At 64.0% G+C, this 23,153-nt stretch carries 20 protein-coding genes; 17 read left to right on the forward strand and 3 right to left on the reverse strand.

The genetic code is table 11. The features are described 5' to 3' along the window. Positions 1-75: 75 nt before the first annotated feature. Positions 76-1,128 carry a rod shape-determining protein gene (locus LFL96_RS32880; protein WP_281002062.1) on the forward strand — a complete coding sequence of 351 codons (1,053 nt, stop codon included), beginning with the start codon at positions 76-78 and terminating at the stop codon, positions 1,126-1,128. Positions 1,129-1,422: 294 nt separating this feature from the next. Next, the gene (locus LFL96_RS32885) at positions 1,423-2,211 is read left to right on the forward strand and encodes an alpha/beta hydrolase (RefSeq protein ID WP_281003925.1); all 789 of its coding nucleotides are present in this window, start codon (positions 1,423-1,425) and stop codon (positions 2,209-2,211) included. Between the two features lie 2 nt (positions 2,212-2,213). Here the strand turns inward: LFL96_RS32885 and LFL96_RS32890 are convergent, their stop codons facing one another. Continuing rightward, positions 2,214-2,615 carry a hypothetical protein gene (locus LFL96_RS32890; RefSeq protein ID WP_281002063.1) on the reverse strand — a complete coding sequence of 134 codons (402 nt, stop codon included), beginning with the start codon at positions 2,613-2,615 and terminating at the stop codon, positions 2,214-2,216. Between the two features lie 423 nt (positions 2,616-3,038). On the opposite strand from LFL96_RS32890, the gene gltA reads away from it, so the two are divergent. The 13 genes from gltA to LFL96_RS32955 all read left to right on the forward strand — a co-directional run bounded on the left by gltA (position 3,039) and on the right by LFL96_RS32955 (position 17,583). Then, positions 3,039-4,337 carry a citrate synthase gene (gene gltA / locus LFL96_RS32895; protein WP_281002064.1) on the forward strand — a complete coding sequence of 433 codons (1,299 nt, stop codon included), beginning with the start codon at positions 3,039-3,041 and terminating at the stop codon, positions 4,335-4,337. Positions 4,338-4,645: 308 nt separating this feature from the next. Next, positions 4,646-6,919, forward strand: a complete 2,274-nt coding sequence (locus tag LFL96_RS32900; protein ID WP_281002065.1) for an amylo-alpha-1,6-glucosidase — start codon at positions 4,646-4,648, stop codon at positions 6,917-6,919. A 78-nt stretch (positions 6,920-6,997) separates the two neighbouring features. Next, on the forward strand, positions 6,998-7,288 hold the full coding sequence (locus LFL96_RS32905) for a transcriptional regulator (RefSeq protein WP_281002066.1): 291 nt from the start codon (positions 6,998-7,000) through the stop codon (positions 7,286-7,288). Continuing rightward, positions 7,285-8,586, forward strand: a complete 1,302-nt coding sequence (locus LFL96_RS32910) for a HipA domain-containing protein (RefSeq protein ID WP_281002067.1) — start codon at positions 7,285-7,287, stop codon at positions 8,584-8,586. The genes LFL96_RS32905 and LFL96_RS32910 overlap by 4 nt, the downstream gene beginning before the upstream one ends. A 99-nt stretch (positions 8,587-8,685) precedes the next feature. Further along, complete coding sequence (locus LFL96_RS32915; RefSeq protein ID WP_281002068.1) at positions 8,686-9,540, forward strand: MurR/RpiR family transcriptional regulator; 855 nt, start codon at positions 8,686-8,688, stop codon at positions 9,538-9,540. Positions 9,541-9,718: 178 nt separating this feature from the next. Continuing rightward, a complete protein-coding gene (locus LFL96_RS32920) occupies positions 9,719-10,825 on the forward strand; it encodes a C45 family peptidase (RefSeq protein WP_281002069.1) in 1,107 nt (368 codons plus the stop codon). 67 nt (positions 10,826-10,892) lie between these two features. After that, on the forward strand, positions 10,893-12,221 hold the full coding sequence (locus LFL96_RS32925) for an aspartate aminotransferase family protein (protein ID WP_281002070.1): 1,329 nt from the start codon (positions 10,893-10,895) through the stop codon (positions 12,219-12,221). A 103-nt stretch (positions 12,222-12,324) separates the two neighbouring features. Beyond that, positions 12,325-12,891, forward strand: coding sequence for a carboxymuconolactone decarboxylase family protein (locus tag LFL96_RS32930; protein ID WP_281002071.1), 567 nt, complete (start codon positions 12,325-12,327; stop codon positions 12,889-12,891). A 170-nt stretch (positions 12,892-13,061) separates the two neighbouring features. Beyond that, positions 13,062-13,487: an OsmC family protein gene (locus LFL96_RS32935; RefSeq protein ID WP_281002072.1), complete on the forward strand. Its 426-nt coding sequence runs from the start codon at positions 13,062-13,064 to the stop codon at positions 13,485-13,487. 166 nt (positions 13,488-13,653) lie between these two features. Beyond that, entirely contained in the window at positions 13,654-14,502 is an 849-nt protein-coding gene (locus tag LFL96_RS32940) for an isocitrate lyase/phosphoenolpyruvate mutase family protein (protein WP_281002073.1), read from the forward strand. Between the two features lie 132 nt (positions 14,503-14,634). Continuing rightward, the gene (locus tag LFL96_RS32945; RefSeq protein WP_281002074.1) at positions 14,635-15,270 is read left to right on the forward strand and encodes a TetR/AcrR family transcriptional regulator; all 636 of its coding nucleotides are present in this window, start codon (positions 14,635-14,637) and stop codon (positions 15,268-15,270) included. Between the two features lie 31 nt (positions 15,271-15,301). After that, positions 15,302-16,765, forward strand: coding sequence for an MFS transporter (locus tag LFL96_RS32950; RefSeq protein WP_281002075.1), 1,464 nt, complete (start codon positions 15,302-15,304; stop codon positions 16,763-16,765). 542 nt (positions 16,766-17,307) lie between these two features. Next, entirely contained in the window at positions 17,308-17,583 is a 276-nt protein-coding gene (locus LFL96_RS32955) for a YodC family protein (protein WP_281002076.1), read from the forward strand. A 120-nt stretch (positions 17,584-17,703) separates the two neighbouring features. Here the strand turns inward: LFL96_RS32955 and LFL96_RS32960 are convergent, their stop codons facing one another. Beyond that, the gene (locus tag LFL96_RS32960) at positions 17,704-18,015 is read right to left on the reverse strand and encodes a superinfection immunity protein (RefSeq protein WP_281002077.1); all 312 of its coding nucleotides are present in this window, start codon (positions 18,013-18,015) and stop codon (positions 17,704-17,706) included. Positions 18,016-18,246: 231 nt separating this feature from the next. On the opposite strand from LFL96_RS32960, the gene LFL96_RS32965 reads away from it, so the two are divergent. Further along, positions 18,247-19,719, forward strand: a complete 1,473-nt coding sequence (locus tag LFL96_RS32965; protein ID WP_281002078.1) for a M20 family metallopeptidase — start codon at positions 18,247-18,249, stop codon at positions 19,717-19,719. Between the two features lie 475 nt (positions 19,720-20,194). After that, positions 20,195-21,082 carry a crotonase/enoyl-CoA hydratase family protein gene (locus tag LFL96_RS32970; RefSeq protein ID WP_281002079.1) on the forward strand — a complete coding sequence of 296 codons (888 nt, stop codon included), beginning with the start codon at positions 20,195-20,197 and terminating at the stop codon, positions 21,080-21,082. Between the two features lie 14 nt (positions 21,083-21,096). On the opposite strand, the gene pdeR is transcribed toward LFL96_RS32970, so the two are convergent. Continuing rightward, a complete protein-coding gene (gene pdeR, locus LFL96_RS32975; protein WP_281002080.1) occupies positions 21,097-23,100 on the reverse strand; it encodes a cyclic di-GMP phosphodiesterase in 2,004 nt (667 codons plus the stop codon). Between the last annotated feature and the right edge of the window lie 53 nt (positions 23,101-23,153).

Raw genomic sequence — 23,153 nt, forward strand, 5'->3', positions numbered from 1 at the left:
AGCTGGCTCGGGTGACCGGGGGCGCACTTTCAGACTGCCCGGAATGGGCGGATAACGACACAACAGAGCCTTCCTATGGCCAAACCGACGCCGCATTACCCGCTTTTCGATCGACTGTTCCGTCATTCCGTGGCGGTGGACCTCGGCACGGCCAACACCCTGATCTATACCGACGACGGCGGCATCGTGCTCAACGAGCCCTCGGTCGTCTGCTTCGAGAAAGACCCCACGGCCGGACCCAAGCGCGTCGCGGCGGTCGGCACCGAGGCGCGTCAACTGCTCGGCCGCGCGCCGCGCAACCTCGAAGCCGTGCGGCCGATGCGCCACGGCGTCATCGCCAACTTCTCCGCCGCCGAACACATGATCCGGCAATTCGTCGACATGGCGCGGCCGCGGCCGCTGTTCAGCCGGCGTGCCGCGTTCACGCTGTGCGTGCCGGCCGGCGCGACCCAGGTCGAGCGGCGTGCGATCAAGGAAGCGGCCGTCGCGGCTGGCGCGTGGAAGGTGAGTCTGATCGGCGAATCGCTGGCGTCGGCGGTCGGCGCGGGGTTGCCGGTGTCGGAAGCGACCGGGTCGATGGTGGTGGACATCGGCGGCGGCACCACCGAAGTCGGCGTGATCGCGCTCGGCGGCATGGCGTACAACGGCTCGATCCGCGTCGGCGGCGACGCGTTCGACATGGCGATCGTCAGCTACGTGCGCAATCTGTACGGCGTGCTGCTCGGCGAGCAGACCGCCGAGCACGTGAAGAAGAACATCGGCTCGGCCGTGCGCGACGTGCCGCACGAGCATATGAATGCCACCGGCCGCAGCGTCGACGATGGGCTGCCGCGCACGGTCCAGTTGAGCAACCACGATATCGCCGACGCGATCGAGGGCCCGCTGCGCCAGGTGATCGGCGCGGTGAAGCGCGGCCTCGAACAGGCGCCGGCCGAACTGGTGACGGACATCGCGCACAACGGCATCGTGCTGACGGGCGGCGGTTCGTTGCTTGGCAACCTGAGCCGCCGGCTCAGCGATGAAATCGGTCTCGACGTGCGCGTGGCCGACGAACCGCTGACCTGCGCGGTACGTGGTGCGGGCGCGGCCGCAAGCGCCGGTCTGCTCGACGAACTCGCGTACGAGTGAGGCTGAAGTTGAATGCCCACTGACCTCGTCTGACGTTCCCTGAAGTCCAAACCGCGAGTTGGCGGCATCACGGGCCGCCACGCGCTTTCAACGGCTGTGTGACAATACGCCACGCGTCCCATTTGCAGGGACGCGAGCGCGTTCCCGACGCGTTCCTTTTTTCAATTCAATTTTGAAGCCGGCCATGCCCTCTGTGCGTGCCGCCGCGCTGTCCGTGAACCACCCGTGAATCAATCCGTTTCCGCTTCGCCCCCGTCGTCGTTTTCCTTTATCGAACTGCAAAGCGGTTTGCGCATGCCTTACGTCGAAGCCGGCGAAGGCGAATTGCTGTTGTTCGTGCATGGCTCGCTGTGCGATTACCGTTACTGGCAACCGCAACTCGCGGGCTTGTCGAAGCACTATCGTTGCGTGGCGGTCAGCCTCACGCATTACTGGCCGGTGACCGATACCGAAGCCGGTTTGCCGTTCAGCTGGAGCGAGCATGCGGATGAAGTGGCCGAATTCATCGAACGCTTCGGCATGGGGCCGGCGCATGTCGTCGGTCATTCGCGCGGCGGTTGTGTCGCCTATCATTTCGCGCGGCGTCATCCCGCGCAGGTGCGGACCTTGACGCTTGCCGATCCGGGTGGTCCGTTGCAGATCGCCGGGCGCCCGCCCGCGAGTCTGCCGGAAACGGTCAACGCGTTACGCGCCAAAGCCGCGCAGCTGATCGAAACGGGCGAGGTGGAAGCGGGCTTGCAGCTATTCGTCGATTCGGTGAGCCGGCCGGGTTTCTGGGCGATGAGCACGCCGGGTTTCCGGCAGATGGCGACCGACAACGCGCACACGCTCGCGCGGCAATTCCGCGATCCGTTGCCGGCTTATGTGCAGGAAGATGCCAGTGCGGTTCGCTGCCCGGTGCTGCTGATCGACGGCGAGAAGAGTCCGCTGATGTTTCGTCGCGCGGCGGACGCGCTCCAGCAGTGGCTGCCGGATGCGCGCCGCGAAACGGTGCGCGGCGCGTCGCATGGGATGAACCTCGCGCATCCGTCGGCGTTCAATCGCTTCGTTCACGAGTTCATCGGCGCGACGAACGCCGGCTGAGTTCAGGCCTTGCGGTGCGCGTCCTTGTCGAGCGCGAGTTCCGCCGCTTCGCCGACGAGGCCGTGATAGTACAGATGCACGCCGATCGCGAGCGAATCGTTGCGGATCTCGTGAAACGCTTTCCACGCTTTCACGGGGTCCTTGAACAGCAGGTAATGCGCTTCCTGCGCGATCAGATCGGCGACTTCGTGCAGGCCGTGACCATGCAGCACGTCGACCAGCATGTCGAGGCTGCGATGCGTGCGCGCATCGGTGCGCGGATAGAGCATGTGCAAAACCGCCACGTCCTGCGTCTTCAGCGCCGCCGATAACGCGACCACGATGTCCTGATGATTCAGCGCGGAGACGACGTTGTCTTCGCTATGGACGTGGTCGGGAAACAGCGTTTCGAGAGAGGCGTTCATCGGGTCCTTCCTTTGTTCTGGCTGATTAAAAAGGCCCACCGTATGCCGGTGGGCCAAAGACAGCATTGTGTTCAGCAGGGGAAGCAAAACACGAGAGCCAGTATCTCAGATGGATCTCGCCGCCGCAGCCCGGGCGCCGCAAAACATTGTTGCAGCAGGCGCTCTAACTTTCATTTGGCTGGCAGTCGTGCGGTTATTGCACGAAGCTTGCGCGTGCAACCATGGAGCGGGTGTTGGAGCGGATCGGCAGGCAACGAATGTTGCGCCAGCGGAGATGGATTGTTGCGGCCAATCGTCGCAATCGCACGGGCGCTGGACCTTAGAATGCGAAGCGGAGCCTGAGCATGCCAACCCGTTCGTATCACGTTATGACGATCGCGCATGCCGGCACGTGTGCGATGTGAAAGTAAAAGGAACGTCTAGATGAACTCGAAGACACACGCAACGCTGAGCTTTTCCGACAGCGACCAGACGATCGAACTACCGATCTATCAAGGCTCGCTCGGGCCGGATGTGATCGACATCCGCAAGCTGTACGGCCAGACCGGCAAGTTCACGTACGACCCGGGCTTCATGTCGACGGCGGCCTGCAATTCGGAAATCACGTATATCGACGGCGACAAGGGCGAGCTGCTGTATCGCGGTTATCCGATCGACAATCTGGCGCAGAACGCCGACTTCCTCGAAACCTGCTATCTGCTGCTGAAGGGCGAACTGCCGAACGCGCAGCAGAAAGAAGAGTTCGTCAAGACCGTCACGCAGCACACGATGGTGCATGACCAGATGCACTTCTTCTTCCGCGGCTTCCGTCGCGACGCACATCCGATGGCGATCCTGGTCGCGGCAGTCGGCGCATTGTCGGCGTTCTATCACGACTCGCTCGACATCAACAACGCGCAGCACCGCGATATCTCCGCGGTCCGGATGATCGCGAAGCTGCCGACGCTGGTGGCGATGGCGTACAAGTACACGGTCGGTCAGCCGTTCGTCTATCCGAAGAACGATCTGTCGTACAGCGCGAACTTCATGCGCATGATGTTCGCCAATCCGGCCGAGGAGTACAAGGTCAACGACGTGCTGGTGCGAGCGCTCGACCGTATCCTGATCCTGCACGCGGACCACGAGCAGAACGCGTCGACTTCCACCGTGCGTCTCGCGGGTTCGTCGGGCGCGAATCCGTTCGCGTGTATCGCGGCCGGTATCGCGTGTCTGTGGGGCCCGGCGCACGGCGGCGCGAACGAAGCCGCGCTGAACATGCTGGAAGAAATCGGCTCGGTCGACAACATCCCCGAGTTCATCGCGAAGGTGAAGGACAAGAACTCCGGCGTGAAGCTGATGGGCTTCGGCCACCGCGTGTACAAGAACTACGATCCGCGCGCGAAGCTGATGCGCGAAACCTGCCACGAAGTGCTGGAAGAACTGGGCCTGCACGACGACCCGCTGTTCAAGCTGGCGATGGCGCTGGAAAAGATCGCGCTGGAAGACGAGTACTTCGTGTCGCGCAAGCTGTACCCGAACGTCGATTTCTATTCGGGCATCGTGCAACGCGCGCTCGGTATTCCGACCGCGATGTTCACCTGCATCTTCGCGATGGCACGCACGGTCGGCTGGATCGCGCAGTGGAACGAAATGATCGCCGATCCGGAACAGAAGATTGGCCGTCCGCGTCAGCTGTTCGTCGGCGAAACGCAGCGTGAGGCGAAGCCGTTGGCGAAGCGTTAAAAACGCACGGCGACGAGCCGATAAAACATGTCGCTTGCTGCTTCGTTTAACGGAGAAGGCAAGCGGGCAGAAAGGGCGCGAGCAATCGCGCCTTTTTCATTTGCGCGTCACAGCGGACCACGACAGGCCACGGTGGCCTGGACCCAGCGCACTCTGCATGTCCCATGCCACGGAAAATAATCCGAAACTCCGCGGCGATAAGTTCGTCTGACGCGGGCAGACCCTCTACAATCGGAAGCGATCGGGCAGTACCAGCGGTATCCGAATGTGACACTGAACGCACAAGCGAATCCATAGGAGTGACTCTGATGCAGCAGCCAGAAGCCCTCGGCGGCCTGTCGGGCGGAATCGATCATCACGAATCCGAGCCGGACGGCGCATTCATCCCGACGGAAAACCTCAACGTCGCGAGCGCGGCCCAGCATGTGCTGAAGTCCGGCGACACCTTCATCGTCAACGATCCCCTCGGCGACATCACCGGTCATGACGACGGCCTGTTCGTCAACGACACCCGCGTGCTGTCGCAACTGCGCCTGACCTTCGGCGGGCGCGCGCCGTCGCTGCTCTCGGGCAGCGTCAGCAGCGACAACACGTCGTTCACCGCGCATCTGACCAACCGTCCGTTGCCGCCGCTCGGCGGCGACAGCACGCCCGAGGGCGTGATTCACGTCGAGCGCGTGCGCGTGCTGTCGGGCACGGTGCTCAACGAAGCGATCGAACTCACCAACTACGGCACCAGCGACGCCGTCGTGCCGCTGTCCATTTCGTTCGCCAGCGACTTCCGCGACATGTTCGAAGTGCGCGGCCTGAAGCGCGACAAGCAGGGGCGGGTCGAACCCGCGCGCGTCGAGAACCGCGAGGTGCTGCTCAACTACATCGGCCTCGACGAAGTGGCGCGCCACGTGCAGATCGCGTTCTCGCCCGAGCCCGACAAACTGTTCGCCGATCGCGCGGACTATACGGTGAAGCTGCCCGCGCAGGCGTGCGTGTCGATCTATCTGTCGGTGGCGGTGAAGGTCGTACCGCAAACCGACAAACCTGCCGCCGACGTCTCGCAGCCCATGCATGCGCTGAGCGAGGCGCATCTGTCGCAGATCGATGCGGAGCGTCCGCGGGTGGGCCGCGCGGCGGTGCGCGCGGCGCTCGTCGACGCGCATCTGGTGATGCGCGAGCGCCGTCGCGTGACGGCGCGCGTGCGTTCGAGCAATCCGCTGTTCAACGCGTGGATCGACCGTTCGCTCGCCGATCTCGGGCTGTTGACCACGGACCTTGCCACTGGCCCGTATCCGTACGCGGGCATTCCGTGGTTCTCCACGCCGTTCGGCCGCGACGCCGTGATCACGTCGTTGCAGACCTTGTGGCTGCAGCCGCAACTGGCCGCCGGCGTGCTGCGTTTTCTCGCCGAACATCAGGCGCGCGAGAACTCGCCGTTCCGCGACGCCGCGCCCGGCAAGATCATGCACGAGATGCGCAAGGGCGAAATGGCCGCCACCGGCGAGGTGCCGTTCGCGCTGTACTACGGCGGCGTCGACACCACGCCGCTGTTCATCGTGCTGGCAGGCGCTTATGTGGGCCGCACCGGCGACCTCGCGCTGATCGACGAATTGTGGCCGGCGCTGGAGCGCGCGGCGGCGTGGGTCGCGGGCGTCTGCGACAAGAACCGCTTCGGCCTGCTCGACTACCAGCGCGAGTCGGACGGCGGTCTCGCGAATCAGGGCTGGAAAGACAGTCACGACTCCGTGTTTCATGCCGACGGCCGCTTTCCCGACGGGCCGATCGCGCTCGTCGAAGTGCAGGCCTACGCGAGCGCCGCGTTCGACACGATGGCGCACTTCGCGAAGCTGCGCGGCCTGCACGACCCGGCCGACCAGTACCGCGAACGCGCGAAGAAGATCCGCCAGTGCGTCGAGGAAAAGTACTGGATGGAAGAGTCCGGCTTCTACGGCATCGCGCTCGACGGCCACGGCGAGTTGTGCCGCGTGATGGCGTCGAATGCGGGGCATCTGCTGGCGTTCGGACTGCCGGCCCGCGAGCGTGGCGAAGCGGTGGTGCGCGCGCTCGATTCCACCTTGTTCCACACCGGCTGGGGCGTGCGCACGCTGGCCGCAAGCCAGGCGCGCTTCAATCCGATGGCGTATCACAACGGCTCGGTCTGGCCGCACGACAACGCGCTGTGCGCGCGCGGCCTGTCGCGTTACGGCGGCAAGGCGGCGGCCGTGCGGCTTTTGCAGGCGCTGTTCCAGGCGGCCGTGAACTTCGATATGCGTCTGCCCGAGCTGTTCTGCGGCTTCCCGCGCCGGCGCGGCGAGCCGCCCACCGCGTATCCGGTCGCGTGCCTGCCGCAGGCATGGGCGGCGGGTTCGCCGTTCATGATGCTCGAAGCCTGCCTCGGCATCACGATCGACGCCGAACGGCGCGAGGTGCTGATCGAACAGCCGATGCTGCCCGAAGGCATCGACTGGCTCGAAGTGGGCGATCTGCGCGTCGGCGACGCGTCGGTGACGATCACGTTCCGGCGGATTGGCGAGAAGGTGGTGGCCTCGGCCGAGCAGGGGGACGTGCGCGTCGTCGCGCTGCTTTGATGGCTGCGGCGGCGAGATTTGCAACCGGTTTGGATTTAAGCGTATGATTTATCATAAATTTCGGCTAAAAATTATGATATGTCATTCCTGCCCCAGATTAAATTGCTGCTGAGCGAGCGCGCGATATCGACAACCGCCTTGGGCGAGTTGCTCGGCATCGCGCGTTCTAACCTGTCCGCGACGCTCGCCGGCAAGCACGACGCCCGCAGTTCGACGCTGGAAGCGCTGGCCGCCGGGCTGGAGGCGGAGTGGGTGCTGGTGCCGAAGGAGCATCTGGCGGCGGTCACGCAGGTGCTGGAGGGCAAGGGCGCCGGCCCGGATCTCGACGCGAAGAGCGCCGCTGAGCTATTCCTGCAGGGGCGCAAGTGAACAGCGCGCCGCGTCCCCGCTATCTGGAAGTTCTGCTGTACGGCCAGCTTTGCGGCTATCTGTGCGAGCTTGGCGGACACTGCCGGTTCGTGCCGTCCGAGGCGTTCAAGGCCGCGGATGCGGAGCCGACGTTGTCCCTGTCGATGGCCGTGCCGGGCTCGCCGGCCATTGCGGCCGAAATTTTCGCGAATCCGTTTCATCCCGCGCTTTACAACACGGGCGGCAGGCTGCCGCCGTTTTTTGCCGGACTGCTTCCCGAAAGCGAGCTGCGTCAGCGGCTCGAAGCGACACGCCATAACCCCGAAGATCGCGACGACTTCGGCGTGTTGTCCGCAGCGGGCGAGGATCTGCCTGGCGCGGTGGTCGTGCGGCCGCCGCGCGATCCGTACGATATCCCCGAGTACGCGCGCACGTTCGGCGTAACCGGCGGCGCCGACAATGTCGAGATGAGTGTGATCGAAGGCGCGGCCGAGGGCGCGGCATCGGTCTCCGGCGTGCAGAACAAGCTCGCGCTATCCACCGTGCAGAAGGGCAAGCGCTACACGATGCCGGGACACGGCACGCTCTCCGATGTGATCGCGAAGCTGCCCGCGCGTAACGACGACTCGCAGGTGTTCAACGAATACGTGGCCATGCAGCTCGCGAAGGCGGCGGGTGTGGATGTGGCCGCGTGCGAGCCGATGCCGTTGTCGGCGATCGCGATCGACGGGCTGGCGGAGGTCGCGGGCAGTGCCACATCGTTTCTCGCGGTCGAGCGTTACGACCGGCGCGCTAACGAACGCATTCACGTGGAGGATGCGTGTCAGATGCTCGGGCGCATGCCGAGCGCCAAATATGCGAAGGCGGATCAATACCAGGTGCTGGTGCGTTTTCTCAAGGCGTTGAGTCCGCGCGGTGCGCGTGACATCCGTGAGTTTTTCGTGCGGCAGACGGTGAATACGCTGATCGGCAATAGCGATGCGCATCTGAAGAACTTTTCGGTGCTGTATGCGGATCGCTTGCATCCGCAATTGACGCCGGCTTACGACATCGTTTGCGTGTCGGCGTTGCCGGGGTTCGCGACGTACGGCACGAATGTCGCGATCGACCAGGCTCAGCGTGTGCAGACGCTCGATGACTACAAGGCGATGGCGCGCGCGGCGGGGGTGGCGGAGCGGATTGCTACGGCCGCGGTGAAGGCGGCGGTCGAGGCGGCGAAGGAGCGTTGGCCGGCGATGCTCGATGATCTGCCGGCGCCGCGTGGGATGAAGGGGATTGTGCTGGAGAGGTTGGGGAGTTTGCCGCTGGCGAGGGGATAGCGAAGGGTGAAAACGGGTGCTAACCCTTGTTGGCACCAACACCCCCAGTGGTAACATTTGTTGTCATCTCATTCTTAACCGCCGCCACGGAAAACCCGCATGCCAGACAGTTTCGACCAGCTCGCCGCCGTGATCCGCGCCCGCTTCTCCGAACTGAGTCCGCAGTTCCAGATGGGCGCGGGATTCCTGCTCGATCATCCCGACGAAGTCGCGGTGTCGTCCATGCGCAAGGTGGCCGAACGCGCGCAGGTGCAACCGGCTTCGCTCGTGCGACTGTCGCAGCAACTCGGTTTTCCCGGCTGGAACGAACTGCGCGATCTGTTCGTCGCGCGCGTGCGCACGCGGCCCGAACCGCTGACCAATCGCGCCCGCTCGCTGGTCAAGTCGAAGGACGCGCTGGCGAACGATCTGCTGGCCGCGCAACAACACAATCTCGACGTCACCGCCGCGCACAACGGCCGCATGATCGTGGACGCCGCGCGCGTGCTGCGTCGTGCGCCCCACGTGCATGTCGCGGGTTTCCGTTCGTGCTACGCGGTCGCGTTCGGCTTCGTCTACGAATACCGGCTGTTCCGTTCGTCCGTGTCGTTGATCAACGGCGAGGCGGGCACGCTGGAAATGCAGTTGCGCTCGATCGAACGCGACAGTGCAACCGTCGTTGTCAGCTTCGCGCCGTATTCGGTCGAGGCGGCGCGCGTGGCCGAAGCCGCGCAGGAAAAAGGCAGCAAGCTGATCGCGATCACCGACAGCGCCGTGTCGCCGATCGCGCTGAATGCCGACAAGGTGCTGATCTTCTCGCACGAGAGTCCGTCGTTCTTTCCGTCGCTGGTGGCGGCGACCGCGATCACTGAGTCGCTGGTTGCGCATTTGTTGGCGCTGGAAGGCAGCGATGCGGTCGAGCAGCTTGCGATTGCCGAGCAGTCGTTGCATGCGAAGGGTGCTTACGTCGCCTGATTGTTGTGTTCGCTGGCGTTGCATGCATCTGAGTCAGCCTGGCGCTGAACGCCGAAATCTCGCCTGATCACCGAACCGAGTTCCGCGGTGGAGCACAACCGCTCCGTCCGTATCACACACACGCCATTTGACAACAAATGTTGTATTGACGTATAAATACGTATCGATTGTTGAATGGATGCAAACCGTGGTGTCGAAGCAGGATGCAAAAGTAATTCAGGTCAGCGGCACGCCCTATGAAATCGGCCGTCAGTTGGGCGAACTCGCCCGTCCAGTTTTCGACGACTACATGGACCAAAGCCGCGCATGGCGCGAAGTACGGCGCTGGCGTGGCGCATCGTTCGTACAGCGCTTGCGCGATGCGTCACACGCGCATTGCCCCGCATTGCTGGATGAACTCGACGGCATGGCCTCGGCGTTGAGCTGGCCGGCCGAAGACCTGTTTCTATGGAACTGCCGCGGCGAACTGATCCACAACGCGCCGGACGGTTGCACCACACTCGCGGCCAACCTGAACAACACGCGCTTCATCGCGCACAACGAAGACGGCGATCCGTTTCTACGCGAGCGCTGCGTGCTGGTCGACGTGCAACCCGCCGGCAAACCCGGCTTCGTCAGCTTCTACTATCCGGGCTCGCTGCCGGGACATACCTTCGCGGTCAATCGCGCCGGCATCGTGCAGGCCATCAACAATCTACGTATCCGTGTGCCGACGGCCGGCGTGCCGCGCATGCTGCTCGCGCGTGCGGTGCTCGATTGCGGTTCGCTCGACGAAGCGCTCATGCTGTTGCGCGATACACCGAAAGCGAGCGGCTTCCATCACACGCTCGGCGGCGCGGGCGATCCGCGACTCTTCAGTGTCGAGGCAAGCGCGCGGCGTTGTTCGGTGCAACCCGTAGAACCGCTGACCGTGACCGGTCACGCAAATCATTTGATTCATCCGGGCTGCGCGGCCGAAGCGCAGATCGTCACGGACTCGTCGCGCGACCGGCAACATCGTGTGGATGCGTTGGTGTCTTCGCTGAACCGTCCCGTGCAACCGGCGGCGCTGCTCGACGTATTGCACGATCGCGCGCCGTCGGGTTTGCCGATCTATCGCGACGACCCGCACGATCCCGACGACGAAAACACCCTCGCCACCGCGCTATTCGACATCCGCGAAGACGGCGTTGCGATGAAGGTCTATCGGCAGGCGCAGGGCGAGTTCGAGACTTTTGTCGCTCGCTCCAGGATTGCCGCCGCTGCCACTCGATCCGCTGACCGCGGCGCCGGAACCGCTAGCTGAACCCACAACCGAATCCAGAACTGAATCCAGGCCCGAAGCTCCACTCCCCACCAGGAACCCGATCACCATGTCCACCGTCTTTCATCGCTCGCCGAAACAGTCGCTGCCGATCGCCGTCGCGGGCGACGGCATCGAGATCATCGATTCCACCGGCAAGCGCTATATCGACGCCTCCGGCGGCGCCGCGGTCTCGTGTCTCGGTCACAGCAACCAGCGCGTGATCGACGCGATCAAGCGGCAGTCGCAGCAATTGCCGTACGCGCACACGTCGTTCTTCACGACGGAGGCGGCGGAGGAACTCGCCGCCCGTCTGGTCGACGGCGCGCCGGCCGGGCTGGAGCACGTGTACTTCGTGTCGGGCGGATCGGAGGCGATCGAGGCGGCGCTGAAACTCGCGCGTCAGTACTTCGTCGAGAAGGGCGAGCCGCAGCGCCGGCATTTCATCGCGCGTCGGCAGAGCTATCACGGCAATACGCTGGGCGCGCTGGCGATCGGCGGCAATGCATGGCGCCGCGAGCCGTTCCTGCCGATCCTGATCGAAGCGCATCACGTGAGTCCGTGTTACGCGTATCGCGAGCAGCGCGCCGATGAAACCGAAGAAGCCTTCGCGCAGCGTCTCGCGGACGAACTCGAACAGAAGATCCTCGAACTCGGCGCCGGCTCGGTGGCCGCCTTCGTCGCGGAGACGGTGGTGGGCGCCACGGCCGGCGCGGTGCCGCCGGTGCGCGAGTATTTCCGCAAGATCCGCGCGGTGTGCGACCGCCATGGCGTGCTGCTGATTCTCGACGAGATCATGTCGGGCATGGGCCGCACCGGCTATCTGTACGCGTGCGAGGAGGACGGCGTGGCGCCGGATCTGCTGACCATCGCGAAGGGGCTCGGCGCCGGCTATCAGCCCATCGGCGCGACGCTGGTGAGCGAGCGGATCTACCGGACGATCGTCGACGGTTCGGGTTTCTTCCAGCACGGGCACACCTATATCGGCCACGCAACCGCGTGCGCGGCGGCGCTCGAAGTGCAGCGCGTGATCGCCGACGAGCATCTGCTGCCCAACGTGCTCGCACGCGGCGAGCAGTTGCGTGGCCGCCTGCGCGAGCATTACGCGCAGCATCCGCATATCGGCGACGTGCGTGGACGCGGGCTGTTCGTCGGTGTCGAACTGGTCAAGGATCGCGCGAGCAAGACACCGTTCGACGCGGGCCTGAAACTGCACGGGGCGATCCGTCGCGAGGCCTTTGCGCGTGGCCTGATGGTGTATCCGATGGGCGGCACGGTCGACGGCAAGATCGGCGATCATGTGCTGCTCGCGCCGCCGTTCATCTGCACGGCAAGCGATATCGACGAAATCGCCGGGCGGTTGACGGATGCGATCGGCGCGGCACTGGCAGGCGCTTGATGTTGCCGATGTCGCTTATCGCTCTCACCGCCGCTGCCGCGCTTTCCACGCACGCCACTCCGCCACTCCAACCCACGCCACGACCCACGCCACGACCCACGCCATGACCGACCGCCTCCCTCCGTTCGACCCCACGAACGCCACGCCCGAACAGAAAGCCGTGCTCGACGAGATCCTGTCTGGTCCGCGCGGCAATCTGAACGGCCCGTTTCTCGGCTGGATCCACAGTCCCGAACTCGCCCAGCAGGCGCAGCGGCTGGGCGCATTCTGCCGCTACCAGACCGGCCTGCCGCTGCGCCTGTCGGAACTGGCGATTCTGGTGACCGCCGCGCGCTGGCAGGCGCAGGCGGAGTGGTACATCCACTATCCGATCGCGCTGCAGGCCGGCGTGCGCGAGGCGGATGCCGAGGCGCTCCGCGCGGGCAAGCGTCCCGAATTCGCCGACGCCGACGACGCGTTGATCCACGATTTCGCGAGCGAGTTGTACGACTCGAAGCGTGTGTCGGACGCGACGTACGCGCAGGCAGTCGAGCGTTTTGGACATACGGTGGTGATCAATCTCGTCGGCCTGCTTGGCTATTACGCGCTGGTGGCGATGACGCTGAACGTGTTCGGTATGCGGGCGATCGGGCAGGAGAATTTGCCGTTCGCCGAGCCGTCCGCGGACTAGGCGCAGCACCTTTTACGTCATACGAACACAGCCGCGCCTCACCGCACCCGTCGACGCGCTTCAAGTTGTGGCACTTCACGACACCATCACACGGAAGCGCCTATGATGAAGTCCGTTTCCCGCCCGCGGCATGGGCACTAACCGCAACGACGTTGCATGGGAGAAAGACGATGAAGCGCAAGGCATCGGCAGTTTGGCAAGGCGGTCTGCAGGACGGCAAGGGCACGATTTCGAGCGACAGCGGCGTCCTTAAAGACACGCAGTATTCGTTCGCGACGCGTTTCGCGGACGGCATCGGCACGAATCCGGAAGAACTGATCGCGGCCGCGCATGCGGGGTGTTTCTCGATGGCGCTGTCGGCGGAACTCGGCAAGGCCGGCATCACGCCGGAACGCATCGCCACCACGGCGGCCCTCACGCTCGACAAGGACGGCGGCGGCTTTTCGATCACCGCGGTGCACCTCGACGTGACGGTGAAGATTCCCGGCGGCGACAAGGCCGCGTTCGAGAAGGCGGCCGCCGACGCCAAGGCGGGTTGTCCGGTTTCGAAAGTGCTGAAGGCCGACATCACGATGGACGCGAAACTCGAAACCTGAGTTCACGCATTCAGCCGCGCTGTCATAATGACAAGCCGGCGAGCGGGCATTGCCCGCCGCCGGCTTTTTGTTGTTCCGCTTTTCGTTGTACAGCTTGTCCACCCAACGATTCACCGCCGCGCCGCGGTCATGTCTGCCGGGCCGGCGGTCTTGCATGGAACCGTCAATGACAACGCAATCCGACAAAGCACGGCAATTCCAGTCGTATCACGCCGCCGGCGAATCCTTCATCATCCCCAATCCGTACGACATCGGCACCGCGCGCCTGCTCGCGCTCGCCGGTTTCAAAGCGCTCGCCACCAGCAGCGCCGGCTACGCATTCACGCGTGGCCTGCCCGACAACGCCATCGGCCGCGAGCAGATGATGGTGCATCTCGCCGAGATCGTCGGCGCCACCGATCTGCCCGTGAGCGCGGATCTGGAAAACGGTTTTGGCGACTCGCCCGAAGCTTGCGCGGAAACCATCCGCCAGGCGGCGGCGGCGGGCGTGGTCGGCGGCTCGATCGAGGACGCGACCAACCGCGCCGACGCCCCGATCTATTCGCTGGACGCTGCGGTGGAACGCGTGCGCGCTGCCGTCGAAGCGGCTCGGGCGCTGCCGTTTCCGTTCACGCTGACCGCGCGCGCGGAAAACTATCTGAACGGCCGCCCGGATATCGACGACACGATCCGCCGCCTGCAGGCGTTCCAGGAAGCGGGCGCGGACGTCCTGTACGCGCCGGGCCTGAAGACTCGCGACGAGATCGCGGCGGTCGTCAACGCGCTGGACAAGCCGGTCAACGTGCTGATGGGCCTGCAAGGCGTGGTGTTGAGCTTCGACGAGCTGCGCACGCTCGGCGTGCGGCGGGTCAGCGTGGGCGGGTCGCTGGCGCGCGCGGCGCTGGGCGCATTTCTGCGTGCCGCGAACGAATTGCATGACCATGGCACGTTCGGCTACACGAAAGACGCGGCGAGCGGCAACGAGCTCAATCAGTCGTTTGCCGGGGCGGAGCAGAAGTGGGGCAAGCAAGGCTAAGCCGTGCGGCTTATCGCCTGGCTCGCAGGCGGCCGGATCTCGCGCCGCCTGATCTACGAAAACTCGCTGCTGAAGACCTGCTACGAAAACTCGCCCTTGATTTCTTGAACGGGTAGTCATAATATTCGCTGCATGAAGCAACCCGGCAATCCCAATCAATCGGCGAAGAAGGGCGGCGTGTGTCCGCGGGGCCGGCCGCGCGAGTTCGATACCGGAACGGTGTTGGCGAGCGCGAGCCAGGTGTTCTGGAACCACGGCTATCACGCCACCTCGATCGACGACCTCTGCAAGGCCACCGGCCTCCTGCGCGGCAGTCTGTACGGCGTGTTCGGCGACAAGCACGGCATTCTGCTGGCCGCGCTCGACCATTACGCGGAAGGTTCGGTCGCGCGGCTCGCCGAGCGCCTGAACGCGCCGGTGCCGGCCGACGAGGCGCTGCGCAACGCTTTGCTGCACTACGCGCGGGTCGCCTGCGCGCTGAACGGTCAGCGGAGCTGCTTCATCACCAACACCGCGCTGGAGATGCAGCAGGACGACGAGGAAACGCGTACCCGTGTCGCCGCGATCCACCGGCGCATGGCCACGTTGCTGGCGGCGTCCGTGATTCGCGGGCAGGCCAGCGGCGTCTTCAATTCCACGCTCGACGAAAAAGCGGTCGGCGATTTCCTGCTGTGCATCATGCAAGGGCTGCGTGTGATGGGCCGGGTCGCGCATGAGGAAGACGCGCTGGAACGCATCGTCGATGTTGCGATGCGCGCCGTCGTCTAAATTTTTTTGCCTAATTTTTGAACGGTTAGTCATGAATAGCGAAGCGATCAAGTCCGCTCCGGCGGTATTGGACAAGGCGAAGGGCGGGCATCAGGGGCTCGCGCTGGCCGTGCTGTTCGTCGGCGCGTTTCTCGCACCGCTGGATTACTTCATCGTCAATCTCGCGCTGCCGTCCATCCACACCGGCCTGAACGCGACCGACGCGCAGTTGCAGCTCGTCGTCTCCGCCTATGCGTCGGCGTACGCGGTGCTGCTGATCACGGGCGGCCGCCTCGGCGACCTGTACGGCCGGCGCCGCATGTTCATGACCGGCATGGCCGCGTTCGTGGTCGCGTCGGCGTTGTGCGGCTTCGCCACCAGCGGCCATATGCTGGTGATTTCGCGGATCGTGCAGGGCATCGCCGCCGCGGTGATGGCGCCGCAGGTGCTCGCCACCGTCCGCGCGGTCGTGCCCGTGCATCGGCAAACCAAGGTGATGAGCCTGTATGGCTTCATGTTCGGCTTGTCGTCGATCGTCGGGCAACTGGGCGGCGGCGCGTTGATCACCTATCACCCGTTCGGGCTCGACTGGCGGATCATTTTCCTGCTCAACATTCCGATCGGCATCGTGGCGTTCATCGGCACGTGGAAGTTCGTGCCGGAGAATCAGCCGGCCACGCGGGCGGCCATCGACCTGAAGGGCTCGGCGCTGCTCTCGGCGGTGCTGTTGCTGATCATTTACCCGATGACGCACGGCCGCGAAGCGGGATGGCCGGCCTGGACCTTCGTGATGTTCGCGCTCGCGGTGCCGGTGTTCGCGCTGTTCATCGCCACCGAGCGGCGCGTGGAGCGCAAGGGCGGCGATCCGCTGGTGGATCTGCAATTGTTCCGTAATCCGGCGTTCGCACTCGGGCTCGTGCTGGCGTTCCTGTTCTACTGCAACAGCGCGTTTTTCCTGACCTACGGCATCTTTCTGCAAACCGGCCTGCACTGGAGCCCGCTCGCGTCCGGCATCGCGATCATGCCGTTCGCGCTGGGGTTCGTCGCCGGGCCGCTGACGTCGCCGGCGGTGGTCAAGCGCATCGGCAGTCATGTGCTGACGCTCGGCTTCTCGATGATGGCGGTCGGCTTCGCGATCATCGGCTGGTCGTCCGTGCAGTCCGTCACGCCGGCGTTGCCGTTTTACTGCGGGCTGGTGCTCGCGGGCATCGGGCAAGGACTGTTGCTGCCGTCGATCGTGCGTATCGTGTTGCTCGAGGTGGTGCCGGAGAAGGCGGGGCTGGCGTCCGGCGTGGTGTCGTCGACCTTGCAGATCGGCTCGGCGTTCGGCACCGCGGCGATCAGCGGCGCGTTCTTCGCCGCGATCGGCAGCCGTTCGACGGCAAGCGCCTACGCGCACGGCTTCCAGTTCAGCCTTGCGATCAACGCGCTGCTGATGGTGGTATGCATCGGCCTGAGCGTGTTGCTGGTGCGGCATCAGCAGCATGCGTTGCGGCGCGTCGCGCAGCCGGCTTGAAAATCATGCGCGAGTAATCGTTTTCAATGAGCGTTTTCAGTGAGCGTTTTCATCAGGCATTCCCAGCGAACGGGTGAAGGCCGAACCTATCCGCCAGCTTATTGTGGATTTTAAAAACCATAATTGCGCGTAGCGTGAATTTACCGATGAGCGTTGCGTTCATAGGTAATCTCGGCATGCAGGTTGACGTGGGTCATAAATAAACGCCGAATAAATCCTGTAAGCGTTTTAAATATGATGAAAGACAACCCGCATTTTCTACTGCAAACCAGGGTAATCGACAGTAACTCTTTCGATCATGCGGTGCCGCATAAGGGTCATGCCTGGCGGGCGATTGAAGGGTTTTCCCTGCTTTATGTGCGGTAACGCGCCATGCGAAACCTATTGCAGTTCCACTGAAAACGATGTCATTAAAAAGCACTTGCTTCGAATAAATTCGATTGTTAATCTGGCCGGACTTTAGAGGCTTCCCTCAGTAAGTTGCACATGAGAAACCCGGTGCAGCGACTGAATACCGCTCAACGGTTCCCAAGGGATTGAATATGCTCACCGCTACCATTGAGGCACTCGATATTCCGCCCGCCGCCAGTTTTGCTGTCGGCGACGTCGTGACGTTGAAGGAAGGCGGCTCGCGCATGACGGTGACGTACGCGGGGCCGGTGGCGCTCAATCCGGGCGACTGGCTGATCTGCGAGTGGTTCGACGATCACGGCGAACTGCGCCGCGAGATGTTCGCGCCGTCCAGCGTGCGCGCCGAACCGCGTTCGATCCCGGCCGCGTCCGTGCAATGGAACCGCGTGGGACGCCGCGCGGCTTGAATCTGCCGGTCATGAACGGACATGGCCGCGTCGGAACGCGTGCCGCGTTCTCGTGACAGTTGCACCGAGCCTTCTCACACCGCTCCGGTTTTACTTCTCGCTGTACTCGCCTCTAACGCTTCACTTCTTCACACCGTCCCGCGCTGTCGCCCGTCTCTGCACGCGTGCGAGCAGCGCGCTCGAAAACGCCTTCATCCGCACGATCTTGCGTGTCGCGACGACCTCGCCGGCGATGTTTTTCGGCGGATTGGGTTGCAGCGACCAGTACAGCGCCAGCAGCCAGCCGAAACCGGTCCAGCCGAGGCACGCGTTGAAGAGCGCGAGCGTCAGCACGTCGTGGCGCTTGCGCCGGTCCGCGAGAACGGCCGGCAGAAAATAGAGCGTCAGCGCGAGTACGGCCGCGACGATCTGCACGACAACATTGCCCGCCATGGGCTGCTCCTTACCTGCCACGTAAGCCACGATTGTCGCGCGATTGCGCGGGGCGCGCAGCAATTGCGCGAGGATCGGATGAAGGCTGTGCGATGGCCGCGCGGACATCGTTCGCCATCGCGGTGAATGACCAGGGCGTCCGTCCGTCTGGATGCCGCCAGGGGTTCAGCGTATCCCGCATCGGGACTATCATGTCCGTTTCGACCGACCAGATCCGCCACGGACGCCATCATGATCTCCGACGATACGACCCAACCGACCGAAACGACCCCACACATCGACCACGACAAGCTCCGCGAATTCGTCGACCGTAAATGGAACGACGAGATCGTGCCCGCGCTGACCGACTACATCGCGGTGCCGGCCAAGAGTCCGGCGTTCGATCCCGAGTGGGTCAAGCACGGCTATCTGGAACGCGTGATCACCGACGCCGCGCAGTGGGCCGAGCAGCAGGCCGTGCGCGGTCTCAAGCTCGAAGTGATCCGCCTGCCGGGCCGCACGCCGGTGATCTTCTTCGAAACGCCCGCTACTCGTTCCGGCAGCGACGAAACCATCGTGCTGTACGGTCACCTCGACAAGCAGCCCGAGTTCGACGGCTGGCGCAACGACCTCGGTCCGTGGACGCCGAAGCTCGAAAACGACAAGCTCTACGGCCGTGGCGGTGCCGACGACGGTTACGCGATCTACGCGAGCATCACCGCGCTCGCGGCGCTGGATACGCAAGGCGTCGAACGTCCGCGCTGCGTCGGTCTGATCGAAACCTGCGAGGAGTCGGGCAGCTACGATCTGCTGCCGTACGTCGATGCGTTGCGCGAACGTCTCGGCAAGGTCGGACTCGTCGTGTGTCTCGACTCGGGCGCGGGCAATTACGACCAGCTTTGGCTGACCACCTCGCTGCGCGGCCTCGTCGCCGGCGACCTCGAAGTGCAGGTGCTCGACGAAGGCATTCACTCGGGCGGTTACGGCGGCATCGCGCCATCGAGCTTCCGCATCATGCGGCAACTGTTCGACCGTCTCGAAGACTCGGCGAACGGCACGCTGCTGCCGAAGGGTTTCCACGTCGACATTCCGGCCGACCGTCTGCGCGAAGCGGAAGCCACCGCGAAGATTCTCGGCGACGACGTCTGGAAGAAACTGCCGTGGGCCTGCGGGCAGGAGGGTCGTCAGGTGCTGCCCACCACCACCGATCCGCGCGAGGCGCTGCTCAACTCGACGTGGCGTCCGTCGCTGTCGGTGACGGGCGCGGCCGGCATGCCCGCACTCGCCGATGCGGGCAACGTGCTGCGTCCGCGCACCGCATTCAAGCTGTCGCTGCGTCTGCCGCCGATGGTCGAGGCGGAGAAGGCCGTCGCCGACCTGAAGGCGCTGCTCGAAGTCGATCCGCCGTACAACGCGAAGGTGACGTTCAAACCGGACGCGGGCGCGGCGAGCGGCTGGAGCGCGCCCGATCTCGCGCCGTGGCTGTCCACGGCGTTGAACGACGCGTCGCGTCAACACTTCGGCGCCGACGTCGCCTACATGGGGCAGGGCGGCACGATTCCGTTGATGAACGTGTTGAAGGCGGGCTTCCCGAGCTCGCAGTTCATGGTGTGCGGCGTACTGGGACCGAAGTCGAACGCGCACGGCCCGAACGAGTTCCTGCATGTGCCGTACGGCAAGAAGCTGACGGCGGCGGTGGCCGACGTCATCGCCGCCGCGCCGTGACGATCTACGCGGCGCGTCGGGCATGACCGCGCCGCGTCAGCATGACCGCGGCGCTTAACGATTCAATTTGAATAGCTTATCCGCTGCGCCGCCATTCGAAATTCGAAATTCGAGCGCCCGCCAGTCACCATTTTCGAATGGATGACTTAAGCGGGCGCTCTTTCTTTTTCACTCCCATTCGGCCAGGGCATGGCCTTTTTGTCTTTTGCCCTTTGTCTTTTTGCCCTCCGCCTGTTCCGCGCTCGATTCGCGGCGCGACGCTCATCGGCGGTGCAACGTCGCCCATCTTCCGTGCGCAATCGTTTTGCGCGTTCGTCATCGTGCGTGGACCGTGCACGTCGTCGGCCAGACGCCATCTTCCGTAAATTCAATAGACGACTGCATTCATCTGTTGGTAACGCCGCACCCATCCGCTTCAGGTCTGCTTTAGGCTCGCATTGCATTACCAGTGTTTAACCTTAAAGGACCGCTCAAAATGAATCTGCATAGCCACCACGCCTGCCGGCCGTTCATCGAAGCCGGCAACCTGTCGCAAATCTCGGCGTACTACGAAGAAGGACGCAACGTCATGTGGATGATGTTGCGCGCGCAACCACGACCCTGCTTCAACCTCGATCTGGTGCACGACATTCTCGGTCTCGCGCAGGCGGCACGAGAGTCGGGATTGCAGATCGATTTCTGGGTGACAGGCTCACTGATTCCGTCGATGTACAACGTCGGCGGCGACCTCGATTTTTTCGCGGAGACGATCCGCGCCGGCCGGCGTCAGGCGCTGGTGGCCTATGCGCGCGCCTGTGTCGATTGCGTGCATGCGGCGGCGCGCGGCTTCGACACCGGTGCGATATCGATCGCGATGGTCGAGGGCACCGCGCTCGGCGGGGGCTTCGAGGCGGCGCTCGCGCATCACTTCCTGCTCGCGCAAAGCGATGCGCGTCTGGGTTTCCCGGAGATCGCGTTTAACCTGTTTCCCGGCATGGGCGGGTATTCGCTGGTCGCGCGCAAGGCCGGCATGCGGCTCGCCGAGGAACTGATCGGCGTGGGGGAATCGCATACGGCGGAATGGCACTACGCCAAGGGTCTCGTCGATCAGGTGTTCGAACCCGGCGACGCTTATCTGGCCACGCGCACCTTCATCGATACGCTCAAGCCGAAAATGAACGGCATCCGCGCGATGCTGCGCGCGCGTCAGCGCGTGCTGCAACTCTCGCGGGCGGAATTGATGGAGATTACCGAGGACTGGGTGGACGCCGCCTTCACGATCGAGGAGAAGGACCTCGCGTTCATGGAGCGGCTGGTGACGCTGCAAAACCGGCGCACGTCGAATCTGCGGCAGACGGCTTCGAGCGCGGCGAACTTTGCCTGAAACGCGGCGGAAGCTCAGGCGATCAACCTGAGCTTCTGCCGGTCCTGCAGCCAGCGTTCGAATTCGGCGGCCGGCATGGCCTGACCGTACATGAAGCCCTGCACGTAGTCGACGCCGAGCCCTTTCATGAACACCTCTTCCGCTTCATTCTCGATGCCTTCGGCGACCACCTTCAGGTTCAGCTCCTGAGCCACCGCGACCATCGAACGCACCAGCGCCTGCGCCTTGGTGTCCGTGTTGATGGAGCGCACGAAACTGCGGTCGAGTTTGATCAGGTCGAGCGGAATCCGGCCCAGTTGCGACAGCGACGAATAGCCGGTGCCGAAGTCGTCCAGATGCACCTGCGCGCCGAGCAGCCGGAACTGCTTGATGAGTTCGAGCGCCGCCGCTTCGTCTTCGATCAGGCAGCTTTCGGTCAGTTCGAGATCGATCAGGCACGGGTCGAGATCGGCGTTGCGCAGCGCCTCGGTGAAGTGGCGCACCACGGCGGTGTCCGCCAGTTGCCGCGCCGACACGTTGATCGCGATACGCAGATTGAAGCCGGCCGCTTTCCATTGCGCGGCCTGTTTGGCGGCGGTATTCATGACCCAGCGGCCGAGCACGCCGATCAGCCCGGATTCCTCGGCATACCGGATGAATTCCGTCGGCATGATCTGCCCGCGTTCCGGTGAATTCCAGCGCACCAGCGCCTCGGCCCCTTGCACGACGCCGGTGGCGAGCGAGAGCTTCGGCTGGTAATGCAAGGTCAGCTGGCCTTCGTCGAGCCCGCGCCGCAGATTGGTGTCGAGCCACATGAACTCGGCGACGCGGCGGTTCATGTCCGGCGAGAACACGCGATGCGTGCGTTTGCCTTCGTCCTTGGCGACGTACATCGCGGTGTCGGCGGAACGGATCAGCGATTCGAGACTGTCGCCATGCTCCGGATAGCGGGCGATGCCGATCGAACAGCCGGTGTAGACCTCGATGAGCCCCAGCGCGAACGGCGTGCGCAGACGTTCGAGAATGCGCTGCGCGGTGCCTTCGAGTTCGTGCGCGGTGCCTTTGGCCGCCAGCACGATGAACTCGTCGCCGCCGAGACGCGCGAGCACGTCGCCCTCGTTCAGGCAGGTGGCGATGGCCGAGGACACGTCCTGGATCAGCCGGTCGCCGAACACGTGACCGTAGTGGTCGTTGACCTTCTTGAAGTTGTCGAGATCGAGGAACAGGATGCCGACTTCCTCGCCGGGCGCCGTTTCCTCGATCGCGACGCGGATCTTGTCCTGGATCGCGTTGCGATTCGCGAGACCGGTGAGCCCGTCGGTATTGGCCAGTTCGATCAGACGTTCCTGCGCGAGCCGTTCCTCGGTGATGTCCGTGCCCGAGCAGATGAGGAATTGTTCCTCGACGCCGCTGCCGCTATGCACGAACTTATTGCGGAACAGAAACAGCCGTTCGCCGTGCACCGTTTTAACTTTGCGTTCGACTTCATACGACACGCCGCGATTGAAGAAACCGGCAATGTTCTGGCTGGAGGCCGCGCCGTCTTCACTGGACATGAACAGCGCCCACACGTTGCGGCCGACGATCTGTTCTTCCTTGACGCCCGTGAGTTCTTCGGCGAGCCGATTGAAACGCTGTATCCGGCCGTGCTTATCGACGATCACGACGACCGAATTCACTTCGGACACGACCTGTTCCGCGAACGACAGGCCGTGCATCAGATCGCGCGCGACCGATTCGGTGTCGTCGTACGCGCAGGCCGTACCGGCCCAGGTATTGCCGCTGATTTTCTTGCCGACCAGATGCAGACGCAACGGTTCGCCGAACAGGCGCACGTCGACCACCATATGCGAGGTAATGCCGGTCAGGCAGCGGATTTGCGACGCTTGTTGAGGATTCAGCGGAATGGCGACATTGGCGGGCACTTCGCCGGTGACGGGCGTGAGTTCGAGCGCGTTGCTGTCGGTCGACAGACGCCAGCATGGGCTGCTTGTGCCGAACTGCGCAAAAAGCACCTGGTCGTGTTGGTCGTCATTCATGTGATCCCCGGGCGATGTGTGCCGGTGGCCGCGTGAAGGCGGGAGGCGGCATA

The organism is Paraburkholderia sp. D15 (assembly GCF_029910215.1).
Lineage (GTDB): Bacteria > Pseudomonadota > Gammaproteobacteria > Burkholderiales > Burkholderiaceae > Paraburkholderia.

Excerpts from the sequence above, each read along its gene's own strand:
- LFL96_RS32915 (WP_281002068.1), top strand. The coding sequence starts at position 8,686 with ATGCCAGACAGTTTCGACCAGCTCGCCGCCGTGATCCGCGCCCGCTTC.
- LFL96_RS32950 (WP_281002075.1), top strand. The coding sequence starts at position 15,302 with ATGAATAGCGAAGCGATCAAGTCCGCTCCGGCGGTATTGGACAAGGCG.
- pdeR (WP_281002080.1), bottom strand. The coding sequence starts at position 23,100 with ATGAATGACGACCAACACGACCAGGTGCTTTTTGCGCAGTTCGGCACA.
- LFL96_RS32970 (WP_281002079.1), top strand. The coding sequence starts at position 20,195 with ATGAATCTGCATAGCCACCACGCCTGCCGGCCGTTCATCGAAGCCGGC.
- LFL96_RS32880 (WP_281002062.1), top strand. The coding sequence starts at position 76 with ATGGCCAAACCGACGCCGCATTACCCGCTTTTCGATCGACTGTTCCGT.
- LFL96_RS32940 (WP_281002073.1), top strand. The coding sequence starts at position 13,654 with ATGACAACGCAATCCGACAAAGCACGGCAATTCCAGTCGTATCACGCC.
- LFL96_RS32905 (WP_281002066.1), top strand. The coding sequence starts at position 6,998 with ATGTCATTCCTGCCCCAGATTAAATTGCTGCTGAGCGAGCGCGCGATA.
- LFL96_RS32900 (WP_281002065.1), top strand. The coding sequence starts at position 4,646 with ATGCAGCAGCCAGAAGCCCTCGGCGGCCTGTCGGGCGGAATCGATCAT.
- LFL96_RS32885 (WP_281003925.1), top strand. The coding sequence starts at position 1,423 with ATGCCTTACGTCGAAGCCGGCGAAGGCGAATTGCTGTTGTTCGTGCAT.
- LFL96_RS32920 (WP_281002069.1), top strand. The coding sequence starts at position 9,719 with ATGCAAACCGTGGTGTCGAAGCAGGATGCAAAAGTAATTCAGGTCAGC.
- LFL96_RS32930 (WP_281002071.1), top strand. The coding sequence starts at position 12,325 with ATGACCGACCGCCTCCCTCCGTTCGACCCCACGAACGCCACGCCCGAA.
- LFL96_RS32965 (WP_281002078.1), top strand. The coding sequence starts at position 18,247 with ATGATCTCCGACGATACGACCCAACCGACCGAAACGACCCCACACATC.
- LFL96_RS32945 (WP_281002074.1), top strand. The coding sequence starts at position 14,635 with ATGAAGCAACCCGGCAATCCCAATCAATCGGCGAAGAAGGGCGGCGTG.
- LFL96_RS32960 (WP_281002077.1), bottom strand. The coding sequence starts at position 18,015 with ATGGCGGGCAATGTTGTCGTGCAGATCGTCGCGGCCGTACTCGCGCTG.
- LFL96_RS32890 (WP_281002063.1), bottom strand. The coding sequence starts at position 2,615 with ATGAACGCCTCTCTCGAAACGCTGTTTCCCGACCACGTCCATAGCGAA.
- gltA (WP_281002064.1), top strand. The coding sequence starts at position 3,039 with ATGAACTCGAAGACACACGCAACGCTGAGCTTTTCCGACAGCGACCAG.
- LFL96_RS32935 (WP_281002072.1), top strand. The coding sequence starts at position 13,062 with ATGAAGCGCAAGGCATCGGCAGTTTGGCAAGGCGGTCTGCAGGACGGC.
- LFL96_RS32925 (WP_281002070.1), top strand. The coding sequence starts at position 10,893 with ATGTCCACCGTCTTTCATCGCTCGCCGAAACAGTCGCTGCCGATCGCC.
- LFL96_RS32955 (WP_281002076.1), top strand. The coding sequence starts at position 17,308 with ATGCTCACCGCTACCATTGAGGCACTCGATATTCCGCCCGCCGCCAGT.